Annotated in this window: 17 protein-coding genes; 11 read left to right on the forward strand and 6 right to left on the reverse strand. The window is 64.4% G+C overall.

Annotated features, from left to right (window positions below; all coding sequences use genetic code 11):
- Nucleotides 1-26: 26 nt before the first annotated feature.
- On the reverse strand, nucleotides 27-1001 hold the full coding sequence (locus NFI08_RS00485) for a TRAP transporter substrate-binding protein (protein WP_348814752.1): 975 nt from the start codon (nucleotides 999-1001) through the stop codon (nucleotides 27-29).
- Nucleotides 1002-1437: 436 nt separating this feature from the next.
- A complete protein-coding gene (locus NFI08_RS00490; RefSeq protein WP_349586376.1) occupies nucleotides 1438-1914 on the reverse strand; it encodes a GlcG/HbpS family heme-binding protein in 477 nt (158 codons plus the stop codon).
- A 235-nt stretch (nucleotides 1915-2149) separates the two neighbouring features.
- On the opposite strand from NFI08_RS00490, the gene NFI08_RS00495 reads away from it, so the two are divergent.
- Nucleotides 2150-2809, forward strand: coding sequence for a GntR family transcriptional regulator (locus NFI08_RS00495; protein ID WP_349586379.1), 660 nt, complete (start codon nucleotides 2150-2152; stop codon nucleotides 2807-2809).
- 46 nt (nucleotides 2810-2855) lie between these two features.
- Here the strand turns inward: NFI08_RS00495 and glcC are convergent, their stop codons facing one another.
- The gene (glcC, locus tag NFI08_RS00500; RefSeq protein WP_045991722.1) at nucleotides 2856-3629 is read right to left on the reverse strand and encodes a transcriptional regulator GlcC; all 774 of its coding nucleotides are present in this window, start codon (nucleotides 3627-3629) and stop codon (nucleotides 2856-2858) included.
- Nucleotides 3630-3815: 186 nt separating this feature from the next.
- On the opposite strand from glcC, the gene glcD reads away from it, so the two are divergent.
- From glcD to NFI08_RS00550, 10 genes are all read left to right on the forward strand, one after another.
- Nucleotides 3816-5315 carry a glycolate oxidase subunit GlcD gene (gene glcD, locus NFI08_RS00505; RefSeq protein ID WP_108448248.1) on the forward strand — a complete coding sequence of 500 codons (1500 nt, stop codon included), beginning with the start codon at nucleotides 3816-3818 and terminating at the stop codon, nucleotides 5313-5315.
- A gap of 281 nt (nucleotides 5316-5596) precedes the next feature.
- The gene (glcE, locus tag NFI08_RS00510) at nucleotides 5597-6682 is read left to right on the forward strand and encodes a glycolate oxidase subunit GlcE (protein ID WP_045991720.1); all 1086 of its coding nucleotides are present in this window, start codon (nucleotides 5597-5599) and stop codon (nucleotides 6680-6682) included.
- A gap of 128 nt (nucleotides 6683-6810) precedes the next feature.
- Nucleotides 6811-8043, forward strand: coding sequence for a glycolate oxidase subunit GlcF (glcF, locus tag NFI08_RS00515; protein WP_108132418.1), 1233 nt, complete (start codon nucleotides 6811-6813; stop codon nucleotides 8041-8043).
- A gap of 405 nt (nucleotides 8044-8448) precedes the next feature.
- Nucleotides 8449-8850: a GlcG/HbpS family heme-binding protein gene (locus NFI08_RS00520; protein WP_045991718.1), complete on the forward strand. Its 402-nt coding sequence runs from the start codon at nucleotides 8449-8451 to the stop codon at nucleotides 8848-8850.
- A gap of 141 nt (nucleotides 8851-8991) precedes the next feature.
- Nucleotides 8992-9888 (forward strand): DMT family transporter, encoded by an 897-nt coding sequence (locus tag NFI08_RS00525; protein ID WP_108448247.1) that lies wholly within the window; start codon nucleotides 8992-8994, stop codon nucleotides 9886-9888.
- Between the two features lie 182 nt (nucleotides 9889-10070).
- The gene (locus NFI08_RS00530) at nucleotides 10071-10385 is read left to right on the forward strand and encodes a hypothetical protein (protein ID WP_045991716.1); all 315 of its coding nucleotides are present in this window, start codon (nucleotides 10071-10073) and stop codon (nucleotides 10383-10385) included.
- Between the two features lie 533 nt (nucleotides 10386-10918).
- Nucleotides 10919-11269 (forward strand): hypothetical protein, encoded by a 351-nt coding sequence (locus NFI08_RS00535; RefSeq protein ID WP_108132416.1) that lies wholly within the window; start codon nucleotides 10919-10921, stop codon nucleotides 11267-11269.
- A gap of 275 nt (nucleotides 11270-11544) precedes the next feature.
- Nucleotides 11545-13119, forward strand: coding sequence for a GNAT family N-acetyltransferase (locus tag NFI08_RS00540; RefSeq protein ID WP_349586387.1), 1575 nt, complete (start codon nucleotides 11545-11547; stop codon nucleotides 13117-13119).
- Between the two features lie 3 nt (nucleotides 13120-13122).
- Complete coding sequence (locus NFI08_RS00545; protein WP_108448245.1) at nucleotides 13123-13965, forward strand: M90 family metallopeptidase; 843 nt, start codon at nucleotides 13123-13125, stop codon at nucleotides 13963-13965.
- Complete coding sequence (locus NFI08_RS00550; RefSeq protein ID WP_108448244.1) at nucleotides 13965-14672, forward strand: TVP38/TMEM64 family protein; 708 nt, start codon at nucleotides 13965-13967, stop codon at nucleotides 14670-14672. The genes NFI08_RS00545 and NFI08_RS00550 overlap by 1 nt, the downstream gene beginning before the upstream one ends.
- A gap of 16 nt (nucleotides 14673-14688) precedes the next feature.
- Here NFI08_RS00550 and NFI08_RS00555 read toward each other — a convergent pair whose 3' ends face one another.
- From NFI08_RS00555 to NFI08_RS00565, 3 genes are all read right to left on the reverse strand, one after another.
- Nucleotides 14689-15765, reverse strand: a complete 1077-nt coding sequence (locus NFI08_RS00555; RefSeq protein ID WP_349586391.1) for a sensor domain-containing diguanylate cyclase — start codon at nucleotides 15763-15765, stop codon at nucleotides 14689-14691.
- Between the two features lie 168 nt (nucleotides 15766-15933).
- A complete protein-coding gene (locus NFI08_RS00560) occupies nucleotides 15934-17271 on the reverse strand; it encodes a glycosyltransferase (RefSeq protein WP_349586394.1) in 1338 nt (445 codons plus the stop codon).
- 236 nt (nucleotides 17272-17507) lie between these two features.
- The gene (locus NFI08_RS00565; protein ID WP_349586396.1) at nucleotides 17508-18386 is read right to left on the reverse strand and encodes a LysR substrate-binding domain-containing protein; all 879 of its coding nucleotides are present in this window, start codon (nucleotides 18384-18386) and stop codon (nucleotides 17508-17510) included.
- Nucleotides 18387-18391: the final 5 nt, after the last annotated feature.

The raw sequence follows: 18391 nt of genomic DNA on the forward strand, positions 1-18391 counted from the left end.
AGTGGAGAGGCCGCAGTGGACAGGCGTTATTCGCGCAGTGCTTCCACCCGCGACAACAGTTCCTCACCACCTTCCACCTCGGCGGCGAACTTCTCGTAGATCCCGCGGGAACCCTCGACGAAGGCGTCGGTGTCGACCTCGTTCACCTCCATGCCTTCCTCTTCCATGGTGCTGACCAGGCTTTCGTCAAGCGCGGCGCCCTGCTCCAGTGCGAAGGCCTCGACCTCTTCGGCGGTCTCGATCAGCACCTCGCGGACGTGCTCGGGCAAGCGGGTCCAGCTGGCACCGGCCAGCACATAGGCCGGGGAATAGACGTGATTGGACAGCGACAGGTAGTCCTGGACCTCCTGGAAGCGCTGGGAATAGATCTGTACCAGCGGGTTTTCCTGACCGTCCATGGCGCCGGTCTGCAGCGCGACGAAGGCCTCGGACAGCGCCATGGGCGCCGGTGATGCGCCGTAGCTCTTGAACATCTCGACCCGCCAAACACCGTTGGGGGTACGCAGCTTGATGCCGTCCAGATCCTCAGGGACCACGATCGGGCGGACGTTGTTGGTGATCTGGCGGAAGCCGTTCTCCCAGATGCCGATGATGCGGTAGCGCTTGTCTTCGGCGACCGGATACAGGACATCGCGCAGTACCTCGTCGCGGACTCGGGCGAGGTGCTCCCGGTCCTCGATCAGGTAGGGCATCTCGAACAGCGAGAATTCCGGCGCCACGCTGCTCATGATCGAGGACGGCAGCGACAGATCGATGGTGCCGAGCTTGAGCTTGTTGAGCATCTGCTCGTCGGAACCCAGCTGGCTGGAGCCATAGGTCACCACCTCGGCCTCGCCTTCCAGGCGCTCGTTGGCCAGACGGGCGAACTCGTTGGCGGTCTTCTCGAACAGCGATCCCGGGCCACCGACGTGGCCGAACTTGATCTGCACCTCGTCGGCCTGAGCGGCACCGACGCCAAGCGCCAGTACGGATGCGGCCAGTACGGTCTTCAGCAGTTTCATAACCCTCACTCCGATTGTTGTTGTCCATCGTGGTCTGGCGGTGGGCGCCGACTGGCACCCTGGAGGAAGCCTCAACGGGAGCTGGCGTGCTCTTCACGTAACGGTTCCGTCAGTCGCGGATTCCGTCACTTGAGCTTTCCGTTTCCAGGGCGTTAAGGGCCTGGGGACAGGAGTCGCTTCCCGCTGGGTCAGGGTCAATATGGATACATAATTCAAAATTAGGTATTAGACTTTTGTCTTTCGCAAACTCGCCTTAGAGAATATTTATCGCTTAAATTTCAATGTCTTATGTAGAAACAACGAACTATCCAAGCCACTCGCTCCCTTGCTGCATCCCTGGAGACATACACAAAAAAAGCGAGCTCGAAGGCTCGCTCTGTCGCTTGCTGACGGGTCTGGCATCCGTCCCTGTCGCCAGACAGTTGCCAGACCGGAATCAGGGATCTGAGACCGTCTCGGGCTCCAGCCCGGCTTGCCAGCCTGCCGCCTCGATGCCAGCGATGGCGGCGGCCTGATCGTCGGCCGAGGAAGCGCCACTGATACCGACCGCGCCCAGAATGCGCTGGTCGTCATCGAGGATCAGCACGCCCCCCGCCACCGGCACGAAGCGGCCCCCGGAGGCCTCGGCCACCGCCGCCAGGAAGGCGGGACGCTCGCGGTTGCGCTCGCCGGTGGTACCACTGGATACCCCGATACCCAGCGCGGCGTAGGCCTTGCCGTTGGCCACCGGCCAGCGCAGCGGGCTGCAGCCGTCTTCACGCTCGGCCGCCACCGGATTGCCGCCGGCGTCCAGCACCACCGCGGTCAGAGGAGGCAGTTCGACCTTGCGGGCAAAGGCGAAGGCGGCGTCGAGCAATTGCCGCGCCGACTGACGCGACAATTGTACCTGTGCAAGAAATACGTTTCCGGCCATAGCAACTCCAGCGCAAGATATGAGAGAAGACAGAAAAGAACAGGCAGCAAGACAGCGGCCGGAATCCGATCGATGCCATTCGGCCCCACCCTCCGCTGCCTCACAGGGTTACCCGAGTGCCTGGCCAAATACGCTCGCCAACACTCGCATAATTTGAATAATGAATTCATAATACGGAAAAGTTGAACCGTCAAGCGTTCGACTGTCAAACGATGATGAGCCCGGGAAATCCGCTATGGAAAAGATTCAGCCGCGTAGCCTGTACCTGGAAGTGGCCGACAGGATCCGCGACCTGATCGAGCAAGGCAGCCTGCTGCCCGGCGAGAAGATCGCCGAAAAGGCCCTGTGTGAAACCTTTGGTGTGTCACGCACCCCGCTCAGAGAAGCCCTCAAGGTGCTGACCTCGGAAGGGCTGGTCGAGAACCTGCCCAACCGAGGCTCCCGCGTGGTGCGATTGACCCGGCGTGGGGTCAAGAATACCTATGACGTCATGGGCGCCCTGGAAGGCCTGTCCGGTGAACTGGCCTGTCAGCACCTGACAGACGCCGACATCGAGGAGATCCGTCGTCTGCATCAGCTGATGCTGGGTCACTACCAGCGCCAGGAGCTGGCCCCCTACTTCGAGGTCAACCAGCAGATCCACGAGTGCATCTTGGCCGCGTCGAACAACGACGTGCTGATCGAGATGTACAACAACCTGAGCCAACGGGTGAAGCGCATTCGCTACAGCGTCGAGATGGGCTCGGCCAACTGGGCCAAGGCCGTCGACGATCACGAGGCCATGCTGGAGGCGATCGAGGCCCGCGATGGCAAGCGCCTGGGCGACATCCTGCGCGCGCACCTCGGCCACAAGCTCGAGGTAGCCGCCGTCAGCGGCATCATCGACGAGGAATAGCAGGTCCCGGGACGGCGCGCAGAAGTCTCTGCCGTCGTCCCGGCACTTACCACTCCTCCAGGCGCATGGCCGAGCGCTCCAGACGCTGATCCTCGGCCTCGATCTCGCGCAGCATGTCACCGATGGTGGACAGGTGCTCCAGCGCCACCCGCCGCGCCAGTTGTGGCTTGCCCTCTACCACGGCTCGGTGCAGGCGGGCGTGCTGGCGGTTGATCATGTCCCTGGCGTCAGGGCGATGATAGAGGTGCTTGACCGAGGCGAACACCGAGCTCAGCAGCAGATCGGTCAGGCTCTGCAGCGTATGCGCCAGCACCGGGTTATGCGACGCCTGGCAGATCGCCAGGTGGAAGGCGTGATCGAGTCGCGCCAGACGCTCCACCTCGAGGGGGTCCGCCTTGTCCACGTAGTCCGCCATCTCGCGGTAGCGCCGGGTGATCAACACCCTGTCCGAGGCGGTGCCTCGGCTCGCGGCCAGGCTCGCCGACTCCCCTTCCAGCAGCGCACGCACCTCGAGCAGGTCGTACAGGGTGCGCGGGTGCTCGCGAAACAGGTGCATCAAGGGCGTGGCATGGGGCGCCTCCACCAGTGGCGCCACCTCGGAGCCACGCCCCTGGCGAGTCACGATCACGCCTTTGCTTCGCAGGCTGCCAAGCGCCTCGCGCAGCGACGAACGCCCCACCCCCAGCCGCTCGCACAGCCGCCGTTCCGAGGGCAACAGCTGGCCCGGGCGAAAGACACCGTCAAGGATCAGCGTCTCGAGCTTCGAGGCGATGGCCTGGGAGGTGCTGCTCGGTGCCAGTCGTTCTTCGTTGTCCCACATGTCCTGCCTCCCGCAGCGTGCGCGGTTCGTCGTCCGTATTGATGCCCTGAACCGAGCACATCTGCCAATAACTGGTCAGACCAGCAAACCAAAATCTGGACACCGAGGTCAAGACAACGCAGATTGTAGTGCAGACAATAACCATCATTAGCCGCACGACCGTGCTAGCTCAACCGAGGAAGCGTCATGAACATCCTCTATGACGAACGCCTGGACGGCGCCTTGCCACGGCGCGACAAGAACGAGGTGCTCGCCGAACTCACCCGCGTGGTCCCCGACCTCACCCTGCTGCACCGCGAGGAAGACCTGCGCCCCTTCGAATGCGACGGCCTGTCGGCCTACCGCGTACTGCCCATGCTGGTGGCCCTGCCAGAGCGCCTGGACCAGGTCGAGGCGCTGCTCAAGCAGTGTCGTGAACTCGGCGTGCCGGTGGTCACCCGCGGCGCTGGCACCGGACTTTCCGGTGGGGCCCTGCCGCTGGAACAAGGCGTGCTGCTGGTCATGTCGCGCTTCAATCGGATTCTCGACATCGACGCCGACGCCCGCATCGCCCGGGTCCAGCCCGGGGTGCGCAACCTGGCCATTTCCGAGGCGGCGTCGCCCTACGGGCTCTACTATGCGCCGGACCCCTCCTCCCAGATCGCCTGCTCGATCGGCGGCAACGTGGCCGAGAACGCCGGCGGCGTGCACTGCCTCAAGTACGGCCTCACCGTACACAACGTGCTGAGGCTCGAGGTGATGACCATCGAGGGCGAGCGCATGACCATCGGTTCCGAGGCGCTCGACAGCCCCGGTTTCGACCTGCTGGCGCTGATGATGGGCTCCGAGGGCATGCTCGGCGTGGTCACCGAGATCACCGTCAAGCTGCTGCCAAAGCCCGAGACCGCCAAGGTGCTGATGGCCAGTTTCGATGACGTGGAAAAGGCCGGCGCCGCGGTCGGTGACATCATCGCCGCCGGTATCATCCCCGGTGGCCTCGAGATGATGGACAACCTGGCCATCCGCGCCGCCGAAGACTTCATCCGAGCCGGCTACCCGGTGGACGCCGAGGCGATCCTGCTGTGTGAGCTCGACGGCGTCGAGGCCGATGTGGACGACGATATCGAGACCGTGCGTGAGGTGCTGGCCAAGGCTGGCGCCAGCGACGTTCAGCTCGCCCGCGACGAGGCCGAACGCGCCAAGTTCTGGGCCGGTCGCAAGAACGCCTTCCCTGCGGTCGGCCGCATGTCGCCGGACTACTACTGCATGGACGGCACCATTCCTCGCCGCGAGCTGCCGAGGGTGCTCAAGGGCATCAGCGATCTGTCAGAGCAGTACGGGCTCAAGGTGGCCAACGTCTTCCACGCCGGCGACGGCAACATGCACCCCTTGATCCTGTTCGATGCCAACCGCGAAGGGGAACTCGAAACCGCCGAGGCACTGGGCGGCAAGATTCTCGAGCTATGCGTGGAAGCCGGCGGTTCGATCACCGGTGAACACGGCGTCGGCCGCGAGAAGATCAACCAGATGTGTGCCCAGTTCGACAGCCTGGAGATCACCGCCTTCCACGCGGTCAAGGCCGCCTTCGACCCAGAAGGACTGCTCAACCCGGGCAAGAACATCCCGACGTTGGCCCGGTGCGCCGAGTTCGGCGCGATGCACGTGCACAACAACGAGCTGCCGCACCCGGAACTGCCAAGGTTCTAGCCATGACAGCCACGAGAGCGTCCCGACGCTGGCGCGCTGCGCGCGATCAAGGTTCAGTGCCATGCATGGTGCACAACAACGAGCTGCCGCACCCGGAACTGCCAAGGTTCTAGCCGGAGCCGCCACGCTTCCAGGCGCCGCAGGAAAGGGTCACGGTTCAGACAGGAAGGCGGCAAGCCTCGTCTCCCGCCATCGACCGTGACGTCCTTGCAGCGCTTCCGTGCTCCGTGTGTCGCGCCTTGTCGACGTTTGTCCCTCTTTGTCGGAATTCAGGTACCACCATGTCCAACAATGACGTTTCCCCTTCCGCCTTCGACGGCCTGGCGGCTCTGTCCGAAGCGATCCAGTCGGCAAGCGCCGAACGTCCGCTTCGCATCGTCGGCGGCAACACCAAGGCCTTCTATGGCCGCCCGGTGGAAGGTACGCCGGTATCCACCCGCGAACACCGCGGTATCACCAGCTACGATCCAGTCGAGCTGATCGTCTCGGTGCGTGCCGGCACCCTTCTCTCCGAACTCGAGGAGGCGCTGGCCGACCAGGGCCAGATGCTGCCCTTCGAACCCCCGCACTTTGGTGCCGAGGCCACCGTCGGCGGCACCATCGCCGCCGGACTGTCCGGGCCCCGCCGCCCCTGGGCCGGCTCGGTGCGGGACTTCGTGCTGGGCCTGCGGGTACTCGATCACCAGGGGCGTGAACAGCGCTTCGGCGGCGAAGTCATGAAGAACGTGGCAGGTTACGACCTGTCACGCTTGATGGTCGGCGCCCAGGGCACCCTGGGACTGATCACCGAAGTCACCCTCAAGGTGCTGCCGCTACCCACCGCCAGCGCCAGCCTGCGTCTGGAAATGTCCCAGTCAGAGGCTCTGAGTCGTCTGGCCGAATGGGGACGCAAGCCGCTCCCCTTGAGTGCAGCAGCCTGGCACAGTGGCGCCCTGCATCTGCGTCTCGAAGGCGGTACAAGCTCGGTGGCCGCCACCCGCGAGGCGATCGGCGGGGACACCCTCGAGGCCGACTTCTGGCGCGAGCTCCGAGAGCTGTCGCTGCCCTTCTTCAGGGATGCCAGCACGCCGCTGTGGCGGATCAGCCTGCCGACCAACACCCCGAGCCTGGACATCGCCGGCGTCGAGCCACATCAACTGCTGCTCGACTGGGCCGGCAATCAGCGCTGGCTCAAGGGGCAGGTCGACGCCGAGTCGCTGCGCGACGCCGTCGCCCAGGCAGGTGGCCACGCCACCTGCTTCACACCGGGCGCCGCCGAGCCCTTCACGCCACTGCAGCCGGTGGTCGCCAAGTACCACGAGCGGGTGAAACGCAAGCTCGATCCCGACGGCATCTTCAATCCGCGCCGACTGTATCCGGACTGGTAGACCGGGCACTGAACGATCACAGCCGCCCGGCGAAGGCGGCATGATCGGACAGCCATCGACAGACGACCTGATCCCCCGTTTGGCCCCGGCGAAGGTCCGGGCCTCGACCATGACTAGCGGATAACAACATGCAGACCCATTTCAGCGAAAAAGACCTCGAGAAGCCGCACATTCGCGAGGCCGACAGAGTCCTGAGAAGCTGCGTTCACTGCGGCTTCTGCAATGCCACCTGCCCGACGTACCAGTTGCTTGGCGATGAGCGCGACGGTCCGCGCGGCCGCATCTACCTGATGAAGGAGATGCTCGAAAGTCCTGAAGACGACGACCAGATCACCGAGGAAACCCGTCTTCACCTCGACCGCTGCCTCACCTGTCGCAACTGCGAGACGACCTGTCCCTCAGGCGTCGAGTACCACAAGCTTCTGGATATCGGCCGCGCCGAGATCGAACGGCGTGTGCCGCGCAGCACCTCCGACAAGGCGCTTCGCTTCGGCCTGCGCAAGGCACTGGTCGAGCCCGGCCGGTTCAAGGCCCTGCTGGCGCTAGGCCAGACCTTCAAGCCGCTGGTCCCCGGGGCGCTCAAGAGCAAGATGCCCCCGGCCCCGGTCGACGCTGGCAAGCGCCCCGACGGCAAGCGTCATCCGCGCCAGATGCTGATTCTCGAAGGCTGCGTGCAGCCCGGCCTGTCGCCCAACACCAATGCCGCCACTGCTCGCGTGCTGGACCGCCTGGGGGTCGGCCTGACGCCCGCCCCCGAGGTCGGCTGCTGCGGCGCCATCGACTTTCACCTGAACGCCCAGGAAGCCGGACGCGAGCGAGCCAGACGCAACATCGACGCCTGGCTGCCTCACTTGGACGCCGGTTGCGAGGCCATCATCCAGACCGCCAGCGGCTGCGGCGCCTTCGTCAAGGAGTATGTCGAAGTGCTGGCCGACGACCCCGACTATGCCGAGAAGGCACGCCGGGTCAGCGAGGCCGCCAAGGACCTGGTCGAGGTGCTGGGGCAGGAAGACCTGACAACCCTCGACGTGCGCGCCGACCAGCGCCTGGCCTTCCATTGCCCCTGCACCCTGCAGCACGCCCAGAAGCTCAACGGCGCGGTGGAAACGGTACTGACCAGGATGGGCTTCACCCTGACGCCGGTGCGAGATGGTCACCTTTGCTGTGGCTCCGCCGGCACCTACTCGATCACCCAGCCCGAACTGTCACGCCAGTTGCGTGACAACAAGATGGACGCGCTGGAGGAAGGCAAGCCGGAGGTGGTTGTCACCGCGAACATTGGGTGCCAGACCCATCTCGCCGCCACCAACCGCACCCCGGTGCGCCACTGGATCGAGATCGTCGATGAGGCCCTTGGCTAAGGACGGATGGTCACCGCGCTGAAATGTTCAGGTGCCAGACCCATCTCGCGGCGACCAACCGCACCCCGGTGCGCCACTGGATCGAGATCGTCGATGAGGCCCTTGGCTAAGGACGTATGGTCACCGCGCTGACATCTTCAGGTGCCAGACCCATCTCGCTGCGACTAACCGCACCCCGGTGCGCCACTGGATCGAGATCGTCGATGAAGCGCTGGGCTAAGGACGGATGGTGACCGCGCTGACATCTTCAGCTGCCAGACCCATCTCGCTGCGACCAACCGCACCCCGGTGCGCCACTGGATCGAGATCGTCGACGAGGCTCTGGTCAGACAGGCCCAGAGCGCCTAGACTAAAAACGAAAATATTTTCCATATTAACCACAACCCTCAATCACAAGGACTCCCCATGCCGACCAAGCCTTACCTCGACCAGTCCCAGGTCAACGCCATCCTCGACGCTGCCCAGAAGGAAGCCGAGGCCAATGGCTTCGCCGTGACCATCGTCGTCAGCGATGATGGCGGCTACCCGCTGGGCCTGCGCCGTCTCGACGGCGCTGCACCGTTCAGTGCCGACGTCGCGATGGCCAAGGCCCGCTCCGCCGCTATCGGTCGCAAGGAGACCCAGGTCTTCGAAGACATGATCAACGGCGGCCGCAACGCCTTCCTGTCGGCGCCCATGGAGGGCCTGATGTCCGGTGGCGTACCGGTGATCATCGACGGCCAGGTGGCCGGTGCCGTGGGCATCTCCGGCGTCAAGCCGGACCAGGACATCCAGGTCGCCAAGGCCGGGGCCGCCGCTATCGGCTAAACGCCTGGGCAGGACACAGTGATACGTCACTCGAATCCTGTACAAGCCTGCTGTACAACTGGTATTGCGTTATCGACCGCCGCCTTGACTGGCGGCGGTGCCTTTTCCGCCAGACCTTCTCGATGACATGGACCCGTCCCGATGCCCCTCCTGCCCTTTCTGGCGCCCCTGGGCGCCGTCTTGATCTGGTCCGGCAACATGACCATCAACCAGCTGACCGTCGGCACCATCGCCCCCAGCAGCATCGCCTTCCTGCGCTGGGTACTGGCGGTGGCCGTGTTGACGCCCTTCGTCTGGCGCCAGAGCTGGCGCGAGCGACACGCCATCGCCACGCATTGGCCCAAGCTTGCGCTTCTGGGACTGCTGGGCATGGCTCTGTGGCAAGGATTGGCCTACGTCGCGGCGGCCTCTACCAGCGCCACCAACATGGGCATTCTGGCGGCCATGGTGCCGCTGTTGACGATTCTGCTCAGCGCCCTGGTGCTGCGTGAGCCACCTAGCTGGGGCGGCTGCCTGGGCGGCGTGATGGCTCTCGCGGGCGTGCTGTGGCTACTCGGCAGAGGTGACATCGCCGTCCTGGCCAACCTGGAAGTGGCTCCTGGCGATGCGCTGATGGTGGTGGCCGCGACCTGCTACGCCCTTTACGGGGTCATGCTCAAGCGTTGGCCGCTTGCCATATCGCCCTGGGTCATGCTCTACGTTCAAGCGGTGTTCGCCGTCCTGCTGTTGCTGCCGGCCTACCTGCTGGGCCCAATGACACCGATCGACACAAGCAACGCCGGCCTGATCCTGTACGCCGGCATCCCCGCCTCTATCATCACCACCTATCTGTGGATGTTCGCGATTCGCCACATCGGCGCCAGCCGCGCCAGCATCTTCATCAACCTGATGCCGCTGTTCAGCGCCCTGATCGCCATGCTCTGGCTCGGCGAACGGCTTGGCTGGTACCACCTCAGCGGCGGCGCTCTGGTGCTTGCCGGCGTGCTGACGGCCCAGACCTTCCGGCAGCCGATCCGCCGTCACGGCGAGGCCCGCTGACTTTCGTCCCGCGGCCCCGTCACAAGGGCCGAGGACGTCAAGATGTCGCTGAAACGGCTAACCATAATTAGACAAGAATAACGTCCGTATTTGCAAAACCACCATGCGTTGTATAGGTTTAGTACAACCGTTGAGCACAGGACGCCAACGGCCTCTGCAAATCCAGCGACGAGAGGTTCCGCATGAAACACATCGTCAAGGCCGCAGCACTCATGAGCACGATGGCACTGTTCTCCAGCATGGCCATGGCCGCTCACCATGAGGAAAACGAAGCCCAGGAAAGCGGCGTCGATACCTCAAACAATGTGACCGAACAGCAAGACTCTTCCAGCATGGCCGATGACAGCGCCATGAATGCCGACAAGCCCCTCGTCGAAGACGGTGGCGTCGACTCTTCCAACAGCGCCGAGCAAGCCGACGACAGCATGTCCGAGACCCAGCCGAAGGGTGAGCTGGCAGAGGATAGCGGCGTCGACTCCGCCAACGACACCGAATAATCGCCAGGCCACGGATGGTCACAGTGGCAGGGACTCGCCACGGCATGGCGGCCAGGATGGCCGCTGGTGGTTCCAGGAAGGAACCGCAGGGCAGGACGCCCACGACTGAGCGATGGACAGGCTCGCGCCCGATATCCCCATGGACGATCTCGGGGCCCACGGAAGGGCCCAGGCCTTGACCCGAACAGCCGCGTGGCAGTCATCGCCGCGTGATAGCGGCCAGGATGGCCGCAAGAGGTTCCAGGAAGGAACCGCTGGGCAGGAACCCCAACAGAGCCAGCGGACAGGCTCAGTGCCCGACACCGACAGGGAAGAACACAGGGCCCACGGAAGGGCTCAGGCCACCCACTCGATGGCGTCACCAGGAAGGTGACGCAATATGTCGGGAGCAGGCCTGCTCACGACCCGCCCCACATCCCGCCCCCCACCCTTCAGTCCCCGCATGAAGCGACGGACAATGAAAGGTCGACGACGGGAATGCCGTTGTGCCGTCATCAGAGCATCATCAACAGCTACAACCCGGAGGTACTACGATGAACACCTACCAGACCACACTGCTGAAGCGCCTCGCCCTGGCCGGCTTGATCGGCCTGTTCTCCAGCGCCGCCCTGGCCGATCACCACGCCGAGGGAGACGAAGAGATGAAGCAGGAGCAAGTCATGCCTGAAGATAGCGGCGTCGACTCCTCCAACGATTCAGCGAAGGCCGAGGGCGAAGATGGCGCCATTCCCGGAGGCGAGATCGTCAAGGATGGCGGTGTCGACTCCAACCACGCGCCCAGCGACGACGCTTCCGCCAGCGACAGCCAGTCGGCGCTGGACGAGGGCGACCTGGTGGAAGACAGCGGTGTCGATTCGGCCAACGAGCCGGAAAACGACGTCTAAGCCTCCAGATTGCAGGACACCTGCGCTGCAGAGCTTGCACGCAGCATCCCAAGGCTCCGCTACGGCGGGGCCTTTGTCGTGGCAAGGCCCGCTGTTTGTTGGACGCGTTCTTTCCAGCGCTCTCTCCAGCGCTTCATGCTTCCCTTGATGTGCACTACTGCCCCCCGAGCTTTAGATGCATAACGCTTATGCTTTTGCGCTATGCTGCACACCTCGTTCCGCCTTGCTCTGGGCGGCATGTTAGACTATGCGGTCCATTTCCGGAGGAACGCTTCATGTCCCTCGATGATCTTCAGCTCAATCTCCGTAACCTCACCTGTGACGACTACCCTCAGCTCAAGGGGCTGATGGACAAGGTCTACCACGACATCGGCGGAGCCTGGCCCAGGATCACCATCGACAGGCTGGTGGCGGAGTTTCCTGACGGCCAGATCGTCATCGAGGACGACGGCCGGGTCATCGGCGTGGCGCTTACCGCCCTGGTCGACTACGAGGAGTTCTCCAACCCGCACAAGTACGACGACCTGATCGGCAAGCGCGAGACGATCCAGAACGCCAAGGACGGCGATGCCATGTACGGCATCGACGTGCTGATCGACCCCGACTACCGCGGCTATCGCCTTGGCCGTCGCCTCTACGAGGCGCGCAAGGAGGTCTGTCGCCAGCTCAACCTCAAGGCCATCCTGGCCGGCGGACGCATCCCCGAGTATCACCGGGTGGCCGACAGCATGTCGGCGAGCGAGTACATCGACAAGGTCTCGCGCAAGGAGCTGCATGACCCGATCCTGTCGTTCCAGTTGTCCAGCGACTTCCAGGTCAAGCGCCTGCTGCGCAAGTATCTGCCGGAAGACGAGAAGTCCCAGGGCTACGCGACCCTGCTCGAGTGGAACAACATCCTGTTCGAGCCGGCCGAACGCATGCTGGAAAGTCGTCCGACCCAGGTTCGAGTCGGCGCCGTGCAGTGGCAGATGCGCGAGTTCGCCTCGGTGGAGGCGGTGCTGCAGCAGGTCGAGTACTTCGTCGATGCCTTGTCCGACTACCAGAGCGACTTTGCGGTCTTCCCGGAGCTGTTCAATGCACCGCTGATGGGCCTTCAGGACCGCGCCGCCCAGCAGGACCAGATGGCGGCCATCCGCTTTCTGGCCGGCTTCACCGAGCGCTTCAAGACCGAAATGTCGCGCATGGCGGTGGCCTATAACATCAACATCATCGCCGGATCGATGATCGAGGAAGGTGACGACGGACGCCTCTACAACGTGGCCTACCTGTGCCACCGCGACGGCTCCATCGAGCGCCAGGCCAAGCTGCATATCACCCCCCAGGAGCGCCGCGACTGGGTGATCGAGGGCGGCGAGGATCTGTGCGTATTCCAGACGGATGCCGGACGCATCGGCATCCTGATCTGCTACGACGTGGAGTTCCCGGAGCTGGGCCGACTGCTCGCCGATCAGGACATGGACCTGCTGTTCGTGCCCTTCTGGACCGATACCAAGAACGGCTATCTGCGGGTACGTCACTGCGCCCAGGCCCGTGCCATCGAGAACGAATGCTACGTGGTGCTGTGCGGTAGCGTCGGCAATGTGCCATCCATCGAGAACCTGGACATCCAGTACGCCCAGTCCTCGGTGTTCTCGCCTTCCGACTTCGCCTTCCCCCACGACGCAGTGATGGCAGAGACCACCCCCAACACCGAGATGATCATGTTCTCCGACCTGGATCTGTCGCGGTTGACCGTGGTGCGCGCCGAGGGCTCGGTGACCAACCTCAAGGACCGCCGCAAGGACCTGTTCGACCTGCGCCTGCGCGACTGGTCGTGGAAGTCCGGCGCCAGGGACCAGGACGACAGCTAGGCTGTGTTGTCACGACTCAAGCGCTGGCGGGCGGCCCGCTTCGATGCCCGCCACCCCTTCCCCGCCGCCACCTGGGCAGGCGCCCGAGCGCGCCTGCCCTTGCTGGCCCGCGTGCCCGAGGCTTCGGCCCAGCGCCTGGGTCAGCGCGCCTGGCGGTTTCTTCACGACAAGCGTCTGAGCCTGCACCCGGACCTGGACCCTGCGGCACTGGATAGCGAGGAACGCCTGGCCCTGGCGGCCCAGGCCTGCCTGTTGACGCTCGGCTGGAGCGAGCACGAGCACCAGGAAGCCTTTGCCAACGTGCACGAAGTACTGGTGTTGCCCGACGCCTTTCGTCGCCAGGTCGAAGAGATGGACGAGGCCGGGGTGATGCACGTCTACGAGGACGAGCGCGCCGGCGAGACCTTCTACCAGGGGCCGGTGGTGATCGCCTTTCCCGATCTGGTCGAGAGCGGTGGCCTGGATGGCTTCAACGTGGTCATCCATGAATTCGCCCACAAGCTCGACATGGGCAATTCCCAGGACGTCGACGGATTTCCACCACTGCCGGTCGCCATCGCCTCCAGGGAGTGGCATCGCGAGTTCACGGCGGTCTGGCAGGATCTGCAAAAGCGCCTCGAAGCAGGCGACCCCACGCCCATCGATGACTACGCCGCGAGCCATCCCGGCGAGTGCTTCGCCGTCTGCTGCGAGACCTTCTTCAGCGCCCCCGACCGTCTGATGGAGGCCTACCCGGGGCTCTACGGTCTGCTCTGTCGCTACTTTCAGCAGCAGCCCCTCAAATGGCCGCTGACTGCCGATAACGTCCCGCCCGCACCCTCACCCGCCACTCAGGAATCCCCTTGATGACGCGGCGCTGGCTACTGCCGACCCTGGCCATCACCGTGCTGGCAGCGCTGGGACTGACCTGGCAGTGGCTGGCCATGCATGACCTGCTTACCGTCGACACCCTGATGAAGCTTTCCCAGGATGGCACGGCGTGGCGCGACAGCCCCTGGGCCATCGTCGTGGTGGCTGCGGTCTATGCGGGGCTATCGCTTGTGATGTTTCCGCTGAGTCTGCTGGTGGCAGCGACCGGGCTGGTATTTGGCCCCTGGTGGGGCTTCGGCTACGCCCTGATCGGTACCCTGTCGGCCTCCTGCCTGACCTGGTGGGTCGGTCGCAAGCTTGGCCGCGATGCGCTGTTGCGCTACGGGGGAAAGCGCTTGAACGGCCTGTCACGCTACCTGTCGGGACGCGGCATCCGCACCATGACGCTGGTCAACCTGCTGCCGCTTGCCCCCTTCACCCTGACCAACATGATGGCCGGGGCCTTCCATCTGCGCTTTCGCGACTACCTGATCGGTTCCACCCTGGGCATCGCCCCGGGCCTGGCCGGGGTCACCCTGCTCGGCAGCCAGTTGGGCGAGTTGATCACCGCCGACAGTCGCAGCGAGATCTTCTATGCGCTGGGTGGCCTGGCGCTGGGTGTCGGCCTGCTGGTCGGACTCAAGCGCTGGGCAGACGGGAGAAAGGCCGATCGGGGATCATCCAGACAAGTGGAAAGCAAGTAGCACCGCCACGGCTGACCTACTGCGTCACGTGCACGAACTCGACTCGGTTTCGACCATTGGTCTTGGCCTTGTACATCGCCTGATCGGCCTGATTGACCAGGCTGTCGAGGTCGCTCCCATCGCTGTCGATCAGCAACGCACCGATGCTGGCAGTGACGCGTATCACGCTGTCGGCGACGGGTATCTCCAGCTCGGACAGGGCAAAGTTGAAACGCTCGAGGGCAGACATCAAGGCGGGCTTATCGACGCCCGCCATGACCACGCAGAACTCCTCTCCCCCCATGCGGGCGATAAGGTCCGACTTGCGAAAGCTTGCGTCGAGCGCCTTGGCCACGGCGACCAGCACCCGGTCTCCGGATTCATGGCCGTAGGTATCGTTGATCGACTTGAAGTGATCGAGATCGACCAGCGCGACACCCAGCGCTCCCTTGCCGCGCTGCCAGCGCTTGGCCAGGGTGGCGAAACGGGTAGCAAAGGCGCGACGATTGCACACCCCGGTCAGGGGGTCGGTCTCGGACAGCACTTCCATCTCTTCGATCTGATGATGGATGCGTATGCTGGCGGCGACCCAGTGGGCCATGGCCTGCAGGCGCTCACGATCTTCATCGGTGAAGGCATTCGGGCTTTCGTGGGCGATGTTCATGGTGCCCACGCAGCGACTGCCGCTGATCATCGGGACATCGAGACAGCACCCTAGCCCCTTGGCACTGAGCATCTGGCAGTCGAGATCGGGACTCCCGTCAAAACGCTCGGCGTACTCCGCCTGGCGAGTGCGATAGACACGTCCGACCATTGTGCCGTAGATCGGCACAGGCTGATCCATCGGGATGGCGTTGTTACCTTCCATGGCGATCAGGGTCAGCTCGGTCTCGGACTGCGCCAGAGTGATGGAAGCGCGGTTGGCGCCAAACACCGTACTTGACCAGCGTGCCACCGTATCCAGCACGTCCTGGAGCGATTCGGCCGCGGACAGCTCATGCACGAAGCGTATCGGTAACTCGATGGTCAGATCCGCGCGCTGGGACACGGCGTCGTCATCACGCTGCGCCGACGATGATCGCTTGCTGTCCTGCCGTGTCTGTTCCAACGTCATACCCTCACCGAGCGCTGGTCGCTCTATCCAACCGAAGAAACGAAGCCTTTGGAGATTCTATCGTGCTCTCCTGGTGAAGCACGAGTCACATGAGCATAAAATGAATGAACGCACTATTCGGAAAATCTTGTGCGTTTAAACCTAGGTGTCTTGAATCACCAAGCGGCGTCACCTCGACGGCAGTTCGGGTTCGTCTTCGTGTTGGCCGGGCCACCAGGATGGCCGCTCCTCACGCCACTCTTCACGCCACTCCTCCTGGACCAGGTGGCGTAGTACCCTCCCACGGTAGCGTAGCATCTGCCACTCCGCGCCCAGCCGGCTGCGTACACGCTCCCAGCCGCCGTCATCGGCGTGGGTGAAGGGGCCGCCGCGGGCGATCGCCAGGCGGTAGACCCGCAGGCAGCGTTCGGCGCAGCGAGCCTCGTCGTAGGCCTGGGCCGTGCTCAGGGCGGCCTCGTGCAGGGCCGGCCAGTATCGTGCGTCGGTACATTCGGCCAGGGCCAGGGCGAAGGCCTGCTCATCCTCATGCGCCAGCAGCCGTCCATTCTCGCCATTTCGCACGACTTCGCGAACGCCAGGGGCATCGAGGGCCACCACCGGCAGCCCCGCCGCCATCGCCTCGGCCACCACCATGCCCTGCGTCTCGCTGTGTGATGCAAAGGCAAAGACGTCCATGGCGTGGTAGGCGTCGATCAGCGCCTGCCCGTGCAGGCAGCCGGTAAAACAGACACGCTCGCTCACGCCATGACGATCGGCGGCCGCTTCCACCGCTTCTCGGGCATCACCGTCTCCTACCACCAGCCACCAGGCCTCGGCATCCTCGACCAGCGCCTGGCACACCGCGCCCGCCAGAAATGCCAGATTCTTCTCCTTGGCCAGCCGACCAAGATGCCCGATCACCCGGGCATCAGCGGGGATCGCGAAGTGATCCCGCCAGTGATCACGCTTGCCCGTCGCAAAGCGTGAAGTGTCCACTCCGCTGGGCACCACCGTCATGTCCGGGTTGCCGGCGCGCTGGACCAGCAGTTGCTTGACGCTCTCGCTGGGAGCAATCACCTCGTCGCACAGCCAGGTGTACTGGGTCGCCAGCGCCACCGCAAAGCGCTGCATCCGCGAGGAATCCCCCGGCACGTAGTGGGTGTAGTGCTCGTACAGCGTGTGGTGGGTGAACACCAGTGGCAGGCCGTAGGTTTCCGCCGCGCGCGCTGCGGTGTCGCCCAGCAGGAAGGGATGGTGGGAATGAACGATGTCCGGCTCGAAGGCCTCGATGGCGTCGAACAGTTGTCCGGGGATCGGCACCGGCAGCGAGAAGTCGCTGCCGTTGAAGTGCTGCACCGCGACGACACGCACCACGTCCGGCTCGTGTTCCGGCTGTCCCTCCAGCCGAGGCGCCACCACCAGGACACGATGCCCCGCCCGCTGCAACTGGTGCTTCAGGCGCTGCACGGACTCGCTGACACCACCGACGATCGGCGCATAGGTGTTGGTGAACATCAACACATTCACGGCGGCAGCAGTCTCCCGAAACAGATGATGGACCGCACCCCGGCGACAACAATCCCAGGGCGCGGTGCAGGCGGGGGCCGGACGGCACCCTCACTCTCAATTCTATGCTCTTACGAGCGCCAGCGCCCGCCAGCGATAGCGCTCGATAAGCGGGCACGATCATACCGACTCGAGCGGCTCAGCCCCAGCCCTCCTGGAGCAAAGTGCCGAGGCCTGACCTCTTGCCGACAAAGTTGTCACGATGGCCCAGGCGCCACTTCGCCCGCCAGCCAGCGCCATAGCCGTTCGCTTTCGATACTGCCCTGCGCACTGCGCGGGCGACACAACCAGAATCCTTCGCGGGTGGGCACCTCGATGTCGAACGGGGCAACCAGCCCCTGGGGATCTTCCAGCAGGCAGCGGTGCACCAGCGCCACCCCCGCCCCTTGCCGGGCCAGGGCCATCACCATGGACAGGTTGTCGCAGATCAGACTGTGACAGTGGCTCGACAGATCCTTGCGCCCGGCGTGCTCCAGCCAGGCCGGCCAGCCGGCCGCGAAGCCCGCCGCGTGGAGCAAGGTCTGCCCGGCCAGGGCATCCAGCGAGACGAGCTGCTCTGCCAGCGGCGGCGTACAGACCGGCAACAACGACGACGCCCCCAGAGAGATCGACTCCATGCCGCGCCACTCTCCCTGGCCGTAGCGCAGTTCGATATCGGCCCCTTCGGCACCGAAATCCGAACTCCAGACGGCGCTGACCACACGCACGGTCACCTCGGGGTGGGCAAGGTGAAATCGTGCCAGACGAGGCGCCAGCCATTGGCTCTGAAGCGCCGGCGTAGTGCGCAGCGTCACCGAACGATCCGGGGTCACGCCGAACACCTCCAGGGTGCCCTCATCGAGCCGCGCAAAGGCTTCCTGGACGCTCGGCAACCAGGCCTGGCCCGCCGGCGTCAGCGTCAGGCTGCGCGGGTGGCGCACGAACAGTGGCTGCCCCAGGCGGTCCTCCAGCAGCCGAATACGTTGACTGATGGCGGCCTGGGTCACCGACAGTTCCTGGCCCGCCGCGGTAAAGCTCAGGGTTCTTGCCGAGGCCTCGAAGGCCTGCAGCCAATGCAGAGGAGGAAGTCGGTGCATGTAGT

The sequence above is a fragment of the Halomonas sp. EF61 genome (genome assembly GCF_040147045.1).
GTDB classification, from domain to species: Bacteria; Pseudomonadota; Gammaproteobacteria; order Pseudomonadales; family Halomonadaceae; genus Halomonas; species Halomonas litopenaei.

Coding starts and splice junctions, on each gene's coding strand:
- glcD (WP_108448248.1), top strand. CDS start 3,816: ATGAACATCCTCTATGACGAACGCCTGGACGGCGCCTTGCCACGGCGC.
- NFI08_RS00565 (WP_349586396.1), bottom strand. CDS start 18,386: ATGCACCGACTTCCTCCTCTGCATTGGCTGCAGGCCTTCGAGGCCTCG.
- NFI08_RS00525 (WP_108448247.1), top strand. CDS start 8,992: ATGCCCCTCCTGCCCTTTCTGGCGCCCCTGGGCGCCGTCTTGATCTGG.
- NFI08_RS00490 (WP_349586376.1), bottom strand. CDS start 1,914: ATGGCCGGAAACGTATTTCTTGCACAGGTACAATTGTCGCGTCAGTCG.
- NFI08_RS00495 (WP_349586379.1), top strand. CDS start 2,150: ATGGAAAAGATTCAGCCGCGTAGCCTGTACCTGGAAGTGGCCGACAGG.
- NFI08_RS00535 (WP_108132416.1), top strand. CDS start 10,919: ATGAACACCTACCAGACCACACTGCTGAAGCGCCTCGCCCTGGCCGGC.
- NFI08_RS00485 (WP_348814752.1), bottom strand. CDS start 1,001: ATGAAACTGCTGAAGACCGTACTGGCCGCATCCGTACTGGCGCTTGGC.
- NFI08_RS00550 (WP_108448244.1), top strand. CDS start 13,965: ATGACGCGGCGCTGGCTACTGCCGACCCTGGCCATCACCGTGCTGGCA.
- glcC (WP_045991722.1), bottom strand. CDS start 3,629: ATGTGGGACAACGAAGAACGACTGGCACCGAGCAGCACCTCCCAGGCC.
- NFI08_RS00555 (WP_349586391.1), bottom strand. CDS start 15,765: ATGACGTTGGAACAGACACGGCAGGACAGCAAGCGATCATCGTCGGCG.
- NFI08_RS00530 (WP_045991716.1), top strand. CDS start 10,071: ATGAAACACATCGTCAAGGCCGCAGCACTCATGAGCACGATGGCACTG.
- glcE (WP_045991720.1), top strand. CDS start 5,597: ATGTCCAACAATGACGTTTCCCCTTCCGCCTTCGACGGCCTGGCGGCT.
- NFI08_RS00520 (WP_045991718.1), top strand. CDS start 8,449: ATGCCGACCAAGCCTTACCTCGACCAGTCCCAGGTCAACGCCATCCTC.
- glcF (WP_108132418.1), top strand. CDS start 6,811: ATGCAGACCCATTTCAGCGAAAAAGACCTCGAGAAGCCGCACATTCGC.
- NFI08_RS00540 (WP_349586387.1), top strand. CDS start 11,545: ATGTCCCTCGATGATCTTCAGCTCAATCTCCGTAACCTCACCTGTGAC.